The 10,253-nt window shown below is 73.5% G+C and carries 10 protein-coding genes; 7 read left to right on the plus strand and 3 right to left on the minus strand.

Annotated elements, in window-relative coordinates; translation table 11 throughout:
• Positions 1 to 60 precede the first annotated feature (60 nt).
• From mftD to AB0D74_RS36055, 6 genes are all read left to right on the plus strand, one after another.
• Positions 61 to 1,290, plus strand: coding sequence for a pre-mycofactocin synthase MftD (gene mftD / locus AB0D74_RS36030; RefSeq protein WP_362596307.1), 1,230 nt, complete (start codon positions 61 to 63; stop codon positions 1,288 to 1,290).
• Between the two features lie 2 nt (positions 1,291 to 1,292).
• Positions 1,293 to 2,024 carry a mycofactocin biosynthesis peptidyl-dipeptidase MftE gene (mftE, locus tag AB0D74_RS36035; RefSeq protein WP_362596309.1) on the plus strand — a complete coding sequence of 244 codons (732 nt, stop codon included), beginning with the start codon at positions 1,293 to 1,295 and terminating at the stop codon, positions 2,022 to 2,024.
• 31 nt (positions 2,025 to 2,055) lie between these two features.
• A complete protein-coding gene (gene mftF, locus AB0D74_RS36040; protein WP_362596311.1) occupies positions 2,056 to 3,441 on the plus strand; it encodes a mycofactocin biosynthesis glycosyltransferase MftF in 1,386 nt (461 codons plus the stop codon).
• A gap of 125 nt (positions 3,442 to 3,566) precedes the next feature.
• A complete protein-coding gene (locus AB0D74_RS36045; RefSeq protein ID WP_362596313.1) occupies positions 3,567 to 4,748 on the plus strand; it encodes a hydroxylase in 1,182 nt (393 codons plus the stop codon).
• The gene (locus AB0D74_RS36050) at positions 4,745 to 5,311 is read left to right on the plus strand and encodes a flavin reductase family protein (RefSeq protein WP_362596315.1); all 567 of its coding nucleotides are present in this window, start codon (positions 4,745 to 4,747) and stop codon (positions 5,309 to 5,311) included. The genes AB0D74_RS36045 and AB0D74_RS36050 overlap by 4 nt, the downstream gene beginning before the upstream one ends.
• Positions 5,312 to 5,367: 56 nt before the next feature.
• Positions 5,368 to 6,105 (plus strand): hypothetical protein, encoded by a 738-nt coding sequence (locus AB0D74_RS36055; RefSeq protein WP_362596317.1) that lies wholly within the window; start codon positions 5,368 to 5,370, stop codon positions 6,103 to 6,105.
• Positions 6,106 to 6,157: 52 nt separating this feature from the next.
• Here AB0D74_RS36055 and AB0D74_RS36060 read toward each other — a convergent pair whose 3' ends face one another.
• The 3 genes from AB0D74_RS36060 to AB0D74_RS36070 form a co-directional block, all read right to left on the minus strand.
• On the minus strand, positions 6,158 to 6,916 hold the full coding sequence (locus AB0D74_RS36060) for an SDR family oxidoreductase (RefSeq protein WP_362596319.1): 759 nt from the start codon (positions 6,914 to 6,916) through the stop codon (positions 6,158 to 6,160).
• A gap of 106 nt (positions 6,917 to 7,022) precedes the next feature.
• Complete coding sequence (locus AB0D74_RS36065) at positions 7,023 to 7,787, minus strand: SDR family NAD(P)-dependent oxidoreductase (protein WP_362596321.1); 765 nt, start codon at positions 7,785 to 7,787, stop codon at positions 7,023 to 7,025.
• A gap of 23 nt (positions 7,788 to 7,810) precedes the next feature.
• On the minus strand, positions 7,811 to 8,935 hold the full coding sequence (locus AB0D74_RS36070; RefSeq protein ID WP_362596323.1) for an acyl-CoA dehydrogenase family protein: 1,125 nt from the start codon (positions 8,933 to 8,935) through the stop codon (positions 7,811 to 7,813).
• A gap of 98 nt (positions 8,936 to 9,033) precedes the next feature.
• Between AB0D74_RS36070 and AB0D74_RS36075 the strand changes: the two genes are divergently transcribed.
• Positions 9,034 to 10,206: a thiolase family protein gene (locus AB0D74_RS36075; protein WP_362596325.1), complete on the plus strand. Its 1,173-nt coding sequence runs from the start codon at positions 9,034 to 9,036 to the stop codon at positions 10,204 to 10,206.
• The last annotated feature ends 47 nt before the right edge of the window (positions 10,207 to 10,253 follow it).

Below are 10,253 nucleotides of genomic sequence, written 5' to 3' on the forward strand. Positions count from 1 at the left end.
CCTGCGCCGAGAGCCCGCTGGCCGGGCTGGACCCGACACCCACCGGAAAGGGCGCGACACATGCCTAGAAACCCCTGGTTCGAAACAGTCGCCGAGGCCAGGCGGCGGGCGAAACGGCGGCTGCCCGGCTCCGTCTACGGCGCGCTCGTCGCGGGCTCGGAGCGTGGCCGCACGATCGACGCCAACACGGAGGCCTTCGCCGAACTGGGCTTCGCGCCGCGCGTGGTGGGCCACCACGCGGAGCGCGACCTGTCCACGACGGTCCTCGGCGTGCCGACCGCACTGCCCGTGCTCATCTCGCCGACCGGGGTGCAGGCCGTCGACCCGGACGGGGAGGTGGCCGTGGCCCGGGCCGCCGCGAACCGGGGCGTGATCATGGGGCTCAGCTCGTTCGCGAGCAAGCCCGTGGAGGAAGTGGCCGCCGCCCAGCCCGACTTCTTCTTCCAGCTGTACTGGAGCGGCACCCGCGACACCATGGTCCAGCGCATGGACCGCGCCCGCGCGGCCGGCGCCAAGGCGCTCATCGTCACCCTCGACTGGTCCTTCTCCCACGGCCGGGACTGGGGCAGCCCCGCCATCCCGGACAGGCTCGACCTCAGGACCATGCTGCGGTTCGCCCCCGACGTCCTGCCCCGGCCCGGCTGGCTGTGGCGGTACGCCAGGTCGGGCCGCGTCCCCGACCTCACCGTCCCCAACCTGACCGCTCCCGGCGGCGAGGCCCCCACCTTCTTCGGAGCCTACGGGGAGTGGATGGGCACCCCGCCGCCCACCTGGGAGGACGTGGCGTGGCTGCGTCAGGAGTGGGGCGGCCCCTTCCTCCTCAAGGGCGTCTCCCGGGTGGACGACGCCAGGCGGGCGGTCGACGCCGGCGTCTCGGCGCTGTCCGTGTCCAACCACGGCGGCAACAACCTCGACACCACCCCGGCCACCATCCGGCTGCTCCCCGCCGTCGCGGACGCCGTCGGCGACCAGATCGAGGTCCTGCTCGACGGCGGCGTCCGCCGCGGCGGCGACGTGGCCAAGGCACTCGCCCTCGGCGCCCGCGCCGTCCTGATCGGCCGCGCCTACCTGTGGGGCCTCGCCGCCAACGGGCAGGCCGGCGTCGAGAACGTCCTGGACATCATGCGCGGCGGCCTGGACTCGGCCGTCCTCGGCCTCGGTCACGCTTCCGTGCACGAACTGACCCCCGACGACCTGGCGATACCGCCCGGCTTCCGGCTGGCGCTGGGCGACACCGCGCACCCGACGTCGGCCCGCGCGACAGCCGACGCCGGGTCCACGGCCGCCTGACCATGTCCGAGGACCCGGTGCCGCCCGCGCTGGCCGACGCCGTCTGGCCGGCCGTGCCCTCCGGGGCGCTCGTCCTGGTCCCGGTCGGGTCCACCGAGCAGCACGGTCCGCACCTGCCGCTGGACACCGACACCGTCGTCGCGCGTGCCGTCGCCCGGCGGACGGCCGATGCCCTCGCGACCGGACCCTACGGCCCGCCGCTGGTGGCACCGGCCGTGGCCTACGGCGCGAGCGGCGAGCACGCAGGCTTCCCCGGGACCGTCTCGATCGGGCACGAGGCGCTGCGCGCGGTCCTCGTGGAACTGACCCGCTCGCTCGCCCTGTGGGCGGGCCGCATCGTGTTCGTCAACGGTCACGGCGGCAACACGGCCACCCTCGACGGAGCCCTCGCCCAGCTGCGTTCCGAGGGCCACGACGCGGCCTGGACCGCCTGCGAGGTGCCCGGCGGCGACGCGCACGCCGGCCGCACGGAGACCTCCCTGCTGCTGCACCTGGAACCCGGACGCGTCCGCCTCGACGCCGCCGTCGCGGGCGACACCCGCCCGCTGCCCGTCCTCCTCCCGGAACTGGTGGCGCGAGGCGTCCGCGCGGTCTCCGCCTCCGGCGTCCTCGGCGATCCGGCCGGCGCCACGGCGGAGGAGGGCGGCCGGGCCATGGCCGCGCTGGTCTCCAGGACGGTCCGCCGCATCACCGCCTGGACCCCCGACGACCGGGGCCGTCTCACCGACCGTTGAGGTCGCCCACCGCTGCGAAAGGTGCCCGCCGATGACCCTTCCCCTCGGCTTCGTCGTCGAGTTCGACCGGCACACAAGGGTGGTCGACGGCGGCCGGGCGCTGCTCGGCGGATTCCCGACCCGGCTGCTCAAGCTGACCCCGAAGGCGCGGCGGCTGTTCACCGGGCGCGTGCTGGTCGTGCGGGACGCGGCGGGGGCGCTGCTCGCGGACCGGTTGCTGGAGACCGGCATGGCGCATCCCGTCGTCCGCTCGCTGCCCGCGCCGGCGGACCCCCGGTACACGGTGGTCGTGCCGGTCCGCGACCGCCCGCGCCAGCTGGACCGCCTGCTGCGGAGCATCGGCCCGGGCCGCCCGGTGATCATGGTCGACGACGCCTCCCGGCAGCCCTCCGACGTGGCCGCCGTGGCGGCCCGGCACGGCGCCCGGCTGGTCGCCCTGCCCGTCAACGCCGGCCCCGCCGGGGCACGCAACGCCGGACTGCGCCTGGTCACCACCCCGTACGTGGTCTTCGCCGACTCCGACATCGTGCTCGACCCCGGCACGGTCCCGACCCTGCTCCGGCACTTCACCGACCCCCGGGTCGCGATGGCCGTACCCCGCATCACCGGACTGACCGCCCCGGCCACGAGCTGGATCGAACGGTACGAGAACTCGCGGTCCTCGCTCGACCTCGGCGCGCACCCGGCCCCGGTACGGCCCGGCACGCCCGTCTCCTGGGCCTCCTCCGCCTGCGTGCTGGCCCGCGTCGACGCGCTGGGCGAGGGCTTCGACGCCGGCATGCGGGTCGGTGAGGACGTCGACCTGTGCTGGCGGCTGGTGGCCGAGGGCCGCCGGGTGCGGTACGAACCCGCCGTCCGGGCCGCCCACGAACACCGGGCGCGGCTGGGGGACTGGCTGCGGCGCAAGGCCTTCTACGGCACCGGGGCGCAGCCCCTCGCCGAACGGCACCCCGAGTCCGTCGCCCCCGTCGTGTTCGCCCCGTGGAGCACGGCGTTCGCCGCCGCGCTGCTCGCCGGGCGGCGCTGGTCGGCACCGGCCGCCGCGGCCGTCCTCGGGATCGTCACCGTGCGCATCGCCCGCAAGCTCGACGGCACCGAGCACCCCTACCGGCTGGCCGTACGGCTCACCGGCAACGGGACCCTCGCCACCCTCGCGCAGACCGGTGCGCTGCTGACCCGCCACTGGTGGCCGGTGACGGCCGTCGGCTGCGTGCTCTCCGGCCGGGTGCGCCGGGCCACCGCCGTCGCCGCGTTGGCCGACATCGCCCTCGAATACCGTCCGGATCAAGCCACTCTCGACCCGCTCCGCTACGGCGTCGCCCGCCGCCTCGACGACCTCGCCTACGGAGCCGGCGTCTGGTTCGCCGCCCTCCGGGCCCGCTCCACCGCCGCGCTGCGGCCCCGCGTGACCCGCTGAGACGGCCCAGTCCCGGTCAGCGGAAAGCGCCCGGCCGCCGCCCGCCCCCTGCCCCGACACTGAGACATCCCGCCGCCGGCGCCACGCCGCGCGGGCGATGGACCAGTCACCAGGAGGTGGGCGGAGTGACGCACGAAGTGGTCGGCCGTGTCGAGGAGTCGGGTCCGGAACTGGCCGCACTCGCCGACGAGAACGAGTCACTCGGCAAGCTGAGCGACCGTACCGTCGAACTGCTGCGTTCCGCCGGGGTCATACGGCTGTTGCAGCCCAAGGAGTACGGCGGTTTCGGCGCGCATCCGCGGGACTTCGCGGAGGCGGTGATGGCGGTCGCGCGGCACGACGGAGCCGCCGGCTGGGTGTGCGGTGTCGTCGGGGTCCACCCGTGGGAGCTGGCCCAGATGGACCCGCGCCTCGCCCACGAGGTGTGGGACGCCGACCCGGACACCTGGATCGCCTCCCCGTACATGCCCAACGGCATCGCCGAACCGGTCGAGGGCGGCTATGTCCTCAGTGGCCGTTGGCCGTTCTCCTCCGGCAGCGACCACTGCCGCTGGGACTTCCTCGGGGCGCTCCTCGGGGACGGCAAGGGCAGGCCCGCGGGGCCGATCACCGTGATGCACGTGGTGCTGCCCCGCTCGGACTACGAGATCATCGACGGCACCTGGGACGTCGTCGGCCTCTCCGGCACCGGCAGCAAGGACGTCGTCGTCGACAAGGCGTTCATCCCCGAATACCGCACCGTGCGGCAGGAAGCCGTGCAGGACGGGGCGGCAGCGGAGGCGATCGGGCTCACCGACACGCTCTACCGGCTGCCGTTCGCCTCGATGTTCCCGCTCGGGATCACCGCGGCCGTCATCGGCATCTGCGAGGGCGCGCTCGCCCTCCACCTCGGCCAGCAGAAGGACCGGGTCGCGGTGACCGGCGTCCAGGTCCGCGACGACCCGTACGTGCTCTACGCGGCCGGGGAGGCCGCCGCCGAGATCGCCGCTTCCCGGGTCCAACTCATCGACGGCATCAGCCGGTTGTACGACAAGGCCGAGGCGGGCCGGCCGATCACCATCGAGGACCGGGCGAACGTGCGGCGCAACCAGGTGCGTTGCGCCTGGCGGGCCGTCTCCGCCCTGGACGAGATCTTCGCGCGGTCCGGCGGCAATGCCATCCGCAAGAGCAACCCGATCCAGCGGTACTGGCGGGACGCGCACGTCGGACTCCAGCACATGATCCACGTGCCCGGCACGGCGTACCACGCCAACGCCCTGGCCCAGATGGGGCTCGAACTGCCCGAGGCGATGCGGGTCCTGATATGAGGGACGGCGCGGTCCGTGCCCGGGAGGTGGACGTGATCGAGGGCCGCCGGTTCCGTGACGTGCTCGGCAACTTCCCGACCAGCGTGGTCGCGATCACCACCACGGACGCCGCGGAACGCCCGCACGGGATGATCGTCGGCACCTTCACCTCGGTCTCCCTGGACCCGCCCCTGGTGTCCTTCCTGGCCGACCGCTCCTCCACCACCCTGGGGACGATCAGGGCCGCGGGCCGCTTCTGCGCCAACGCGCTCGCGGGCGACCAGGAGCGGCTCTCCCGGCGGATGGCGGCCGGCCCGGCGGGCGAGCGGTTCACCGACATGGCCTGGGGGCCCTCGCCGCTGGGCAGTCCCGTCCTGGACGGGGTCGTCGCCTGGGTGGACTGCGCGGTGGAACAGGTCGTCGAGATCGGCGACCACCTGCTGGTCGTGGGCCGGGTCCACGACCTGTGCGTCGAGTCGTTGAAGACCCCGCTGCTGTTCTTCCGCGGCGGATACGGCGACTACCTCTCCAGCGCGGCGCTGCTGCTGGACAGGCTCGTCGGCTGGGACGAGATCGGTCGGTAGGCACCGGTCGGAGCAGCCGGCCGGCGGACGCCGGCCGGCCCACAAGGGAGCCGCAGTTGAGAAGAGACCTCTATCTGAGACTGGAACGCATCTCGGCCTGGTGCGGAGTCGTCCTGCTGGTCGGCTTCATCGCCGCCTTCGGCGCGGGCCACCTCCTCACCCCGGTGGACCCGCAGATGAGCCCCGCGGACCTCGTCACGTTCCTGCACGACCACCGCACCGGGATCCTGTGGTGCACCGTGATCATGGTGCTGGCCGTGCCCTTCGAGTACCCGTACGTCGTCGTGACGAGCCTTCAGATGAAGCGCGTCGAAGGCGGCTGGGGCCTGCTGTCCATGATCCAGCTGACCACCGGTGTGGTCGCCCCGCTGGGCTTCTTCTTCCCCCTCGCCATCCTCTCCGCCGCCGCGTACCGGCCGGAGATCCACTCGCCCGACGTGCTGGCCGCGCTGACCGACACCTTCAACCTCATGCTGGTGGGCAACGCGTGCATCTTCGTCCTCCAGGTCTGGTCGATCGGCTACACGGCGTTCATCGACCACCGGGACAAGCAGGTCTTCCCCAAGTGGTACGGCTGGCTGAGCGTCGCGCTGGGCGTGCTCCTCATCCCCGGAGCCTTCGTCTTCGTGGTCCACAGCGGGCCGTTCGCGTGGAACGGCGTCCTCGCGAACACGATCCCCTCGCTGACGTACTTCGTCTGGAAGATCGCCACTCCTTATGTCCTGCTCAAGGCGATCAAGTCGGAGGAGCAGGAACTGGCCGGCCAGGCGGAGGCCCAGCCGGTGGCCGTCTGAGCGCATGGCTGTGGCCGTGGCCCTCACCGGGGTCACGGCCACAGCCATGCGCTCAGACGGAGAGCGCGAACCCGCCGGTCACCCGCAGGGTCTCACCGGTCACGAAGGACGCCTTCGAGGAGACCAGGTGGAGCAGCGCCTCCACGATGTCCTCCTCCCGGCCCTCCTGCGGCAGGATCTGCTCCCCGAGGACGCGTTCCGCCTCGGCGGGGGAGAGCTGGGCCCGCACCGCGTCGGTGAAGATCAGGCCCGGCGCGATGGCGTTGACCCGGATGCCGTCGGCGGCGAACTCCCGCGCGAAGGCCACCGTCAGGCCGCGCACGGCGAGCTTGGACACGCCGTAGATGCTGCGGTTCGCATAGGCCGCCGACGAGGAGATGTTGACGACGCAGGCGCCGGTACGGCCCTTCATGGCGTCGTGGGCGGCCATGGTGCAGATGACGGTGCCCATGATGTTGACGTCGACCACCCGCCGGACCTTGGCCAGGCCCAGTTCGGTGAAGGGTTTGTTGTAGGCGGCGTGGAGACCGGCGTTGTTGACGAGGATGTCGAGTCCGCCGTGGCGTGCGGCGATGGCGTCCACCACGGCGCCGACGCCGTCCTCGTCGGCGACGTCACAGGCGACCCCGGTCGCGCCCCGGCCGCGGGCGGTCAGCTCCCGGGCCGCCTCGGCCGCGGCGTCGCCGTCGATGTCGGCGAGCACGACGTGCGCCCCGAGCGCCGACAGCGCCTCGCCGAACGCCTTGCCGAAGCCCCGGCCGCCGCCGGTGATCAGGGCGACCCTGCCCTGGTGCGGTGTGTCGTCCGGCATCAGAACCTCACTTCGATCACTTCGGCCGTGCCGAACACGTCGGTCACGTCGGTTACTTCGATCACGTCGATCACGTCGATCACGTCGATCACGTCGATCACTTTGGTCACTTCGGTCCGAACCGCTGGCCGGCGTCGAGACGCAGGCACTGGCCGTTCAGCATCGGGTTGTCCACGACCGCCAGCGCGAGCTTCGCGTACTCCTCGGGCCGGCCGAGGCGCCGGGGAAACGCGGCGTCCTTCACCAGGGCGGCCCGTGTCTCGGCGGGGATCTTCTCGGTGGCACCGGTCTCGAACAGGCTCGGCGCGATGGCGACGACACGGATGCCGAGGGAGCCGAGATCCCGGGCCATGGTCAGGCTCATGCCGGCGATGGCCGCCTTGGCCGCGGAGTACGCCACCTGCCCGACCTGCCCCTCGAAGGCGGCGATCGAGGAGGTGTTGACGATGACTCCGCGTTCGCCGTCGGGTTCCTCGGGCTCGTTGCGGCTCATGTGCGCGGCGGCCAGCCGGCTGATGTTGAAGGTCGCGACGGCGTTCAGGTCGAGCACCCGGCGGAAGGTCTCCAGGTCGTGCGGACCGTCCTTGCCGAGGGTGCGCCGCACACTGCCGCCGCCCGCCGTCGTGACCGACACGTGCAGCCCGCCCAGCGCCTGTACGGCCGCCTCCAGCGCGCTCTCGGCCGCCGCGAAGTCGGTCACGTCGACGGGGTGGAAGCTGCCGCCGAGCGCGGCGGCGACCTCACCGCCGGCCGACGCCGGACGGTCCAGTACGGCGACGTCGGCGCCGCGGGCCGCGAGGAGTTCGGCGGTGGCCCGGCCCATGCCGGAGGCGCCGCCGAACACCACGGCCTTCTTTCCCTTGATCTCCATGGGGAACCTTTCGGATCGTCCGCTCACACGGATGCGGGAGAGGCACGCAGCAGGGTGCACAGCCGGTCGCGGTGGACGGCCGCGTCGCCGTGCAGCAGGCTGTCGGCCCTCGCCCGGCGCAGGTGGAGGTGGAGCTCGTGCTCCCAGGTGAAGCCGATGCCGCCGTGCAGCTGGAGGGCCCGGCCCGCGACCTCGCCCGCCGCGGTCGCGACGTACGCGGCGGCGGCGCAGGCGGCCCGGCCGGCGTCCGCGGCGCCCGCGTCGGCGGCCATCGCCGCGTAGGCGGTGGCGGCCCGGGCGCCGTGCACCCGCAACGCCATGTCGGCGCAGGCGTGCTTGACGGCCTGGAAGGTGCCGATGGGCCGGCCGAACTGGACGCGGGACGTGGTGTGTCCGACGGTGAGCTCCAGCATGCGCTCCATCACCCCGAGCGCGTCGGCGCAGCGCAGCACCGACGCCTCGTCCAGCAGCCGCTGGATCTCGCCGGGCCCGGCACCGAGCCGGCGGTCCGGCGGCACGCGCACGCCCTCGAACCGGACCTCGTGGAACGAGCGGGTCAGGTCCAGGACCCGCTGCCGCCGGACGGTCACACCGGGGGCCGTACGGTCGACGAGGAAGGACGCCGGGACTCCGTCCTGGCGTGCGGTGACGAGCAACCAGCGGGCGCCGCCCGCGTCCTGCACCGCCGTCTTCACCCCGTCCAGGACGACCGCGTCCCCGGCGGAGCGGGCCGTCGCCTGTATGCCGTCCAGGGACCACGGGGCATGCGGTTCGGCGAAGGCCCAGGTGGCCCAGTCCGAGCCCGCGGCGAGCTCGGGCAGCACCTCGGCGCGCAGCGCGGCCGACCCCGTGGCGGCCAGCGCCCGGCCGACGACCGCGGTGGGCGTGACCGGGCCCCGGCCGAGCGCACGCCCCATCTCCTCGGCGACGAGGGCGAGTTCGACCAGACCCTGGCCGGCGCCGCCGTACTCCTCGGGCAGGCCGAGACCGGGCCAGCCGAGGCCGGCCGTCAGTCGCCACACCTCGGGATCGACGTCCTCCGCGCGGTCTGCCCAGGCCCGCACGTGCTCGATCGGGGCCCGCTCCGACAGCAGCTCACGCGACGCCGCACGGAGGAGATCCTGCTCTTCGCTGAGCTCGAAGTTCACCCGAACAAGGTATCCTCTTTCTGTTGCGTGGTCGAGATTCTCGGCCGGAATCGGCCGCGACCTGTCGATCGATCATCGAGTTGAGTACTCTTTATTCCATGGTTGATGCCGTTCTTCTCTCCGCGTGCCGCACCGCCATCGGAACCGCCCGCCGGGGGAGCCTGCGGGACACCGACGCCTTCGAACTCGCCGCCCTCGTCGTCCGCGAGGCCGCTCTGCGCGGCGGACTGCCACCCGAGGCGATCGACGACGTCGTCCTCGGCGAGTCCCTGGCCGGCGGTGGCGACATCGCCCGGCACGCGGCTCTCCGGGCAGGCCTGCCCCATGTCCCCGGCCTGGCCCACAACCGGCACTGCGCCTCCGGACTGGCCAGCGTGGCCACCGCCGCGGCCGGTGTACGGGCCGGCATGGACCGGGCCGTGATCGCGGGCGGCACGCACTCCTCGTCGACGGCCCCGCTGGCCCGGCGGCGGATCCCGGGCACCGACGACTGGCAGGACCCCTGGATGGCACCGACCCATGTGCCGACGCCCGAGGCACCCAACGACGACATGGGGGTCCTCGTCGGTTGGAACACCGCCCGGCTGGCCGGGCTCACCCGTGAGGAGATGGACGCCTGGGCGCTGCGCTCCCACGCGCGAGCGGTACGCGCCATCGACGAGGGCCGGTTCACCGACGAGATCGTGCCCGTGCCGGTCACCGGCCGGGACGGGACCGCCTCGGTCTTCGACACCGACGAGCACCCGCGCCGCGACACCAGCGCCGAGAAGCTCGCCGCGCTGAAGGTGCTGCACCCCGAGATCGAGGGGTTCTCCATCACGGCCGGCAACTCCAGCGGGGTCAACGACGGCGCCGCCGCGGTCCTCGTCGCCGGCTCGGACCTGGCCGCCGCACACGGACTCACCCCGATCGCGACCGTACGGTCCTGGGCCAGCGTGGGAGTGGACCCCGTGGAGACGGGGCTCGCGCCGGTCGCCGCCATCCGCAAGGCCCTGGACCGGGCCGGGCTCGGCATCGGCGACGTCGACCTGTTCGAGGTCAACGAGGCCTTCGCGGCCGTGGCCGTGGCGACCACCCGCGAGCTGGGCCTCGACCCGGAGCGGGTCAACCCGTTCGGCAGCGGCTGCAGCCTCGGCCACCCGATCGCCACCACCGGCACCCGCATGGTCGTGACCCTCGCGCACGAACTGCGCCGCCGGGGCGGCGGGACCGCGGTCGCCGCCATGTGCGCGGGCGGCGGCATGGGCGCGGCGCTGGTCCTGACGGTCTGACCGCCGGCGATCCAGGCCGGGGCCGAGGTGTTCTGCCGCAACTGGAC

This window comes from Streptomyces sp. NPDC048278 (assembly GCF_040652195.1).
GTDB lineage: Bacteria > Actinomycetota > Actinomycetes > Streptomycetales > Streptomycetaceae > Streptomyces.

Bases quoted from the DNA above. Each gene is read 5' to 3' on its own strand.
- mftD (WP_362596307.1), top strand. From the start codon at position 61: ATGCCTAGAAACCCCTGGTTCGAAACAGTCGCCGAGGCCAGGCGGCGG.
- mftE (WP_362596309.1), top strand. From the start codon at position 1,293: ATGTCCGAGGACCCGGTGCCGCCCGCGCTGGCCGACGCCGTCTGGCCG.
- mftF (WP_362596311.1), top strand. From the start codon at position 2,056: ATGACCCTTCCCCTCGGCTTCGTCGTCGAGTTCGACCGGCACACAAGG.
- AB0D74_RS36050 (WP_362596315.1), top strand. From the start codon at position 4,745: ATGAGGGACGGCGCGGTCCGTGCCCGGGAGGTGGACGTGATCGAGGGC.
- AB0D74_RS36060 (WP_362596319.1), bottom strand. From the start codon at position 6,916: ATGCCGGACGACACACCGCACCAGGGCAGGGTCGCCCTGATCACCGGC.
- AB0D74_RS36065 (WP_362596321.1), bottom strand. From the start codon at position 7,787: ATGGAGATCAAGGGAAAGAAGGCCGTGGTGTTCGGCGGCGCCTCCGGC.
- AB0D74_RS36075 (WP_362596325.1), top strand. From the start codon at position 9,034: ATGGTTGATGCCGTTCTTCTCTCCGCGTGCCGCACCGCCATCGGAACC.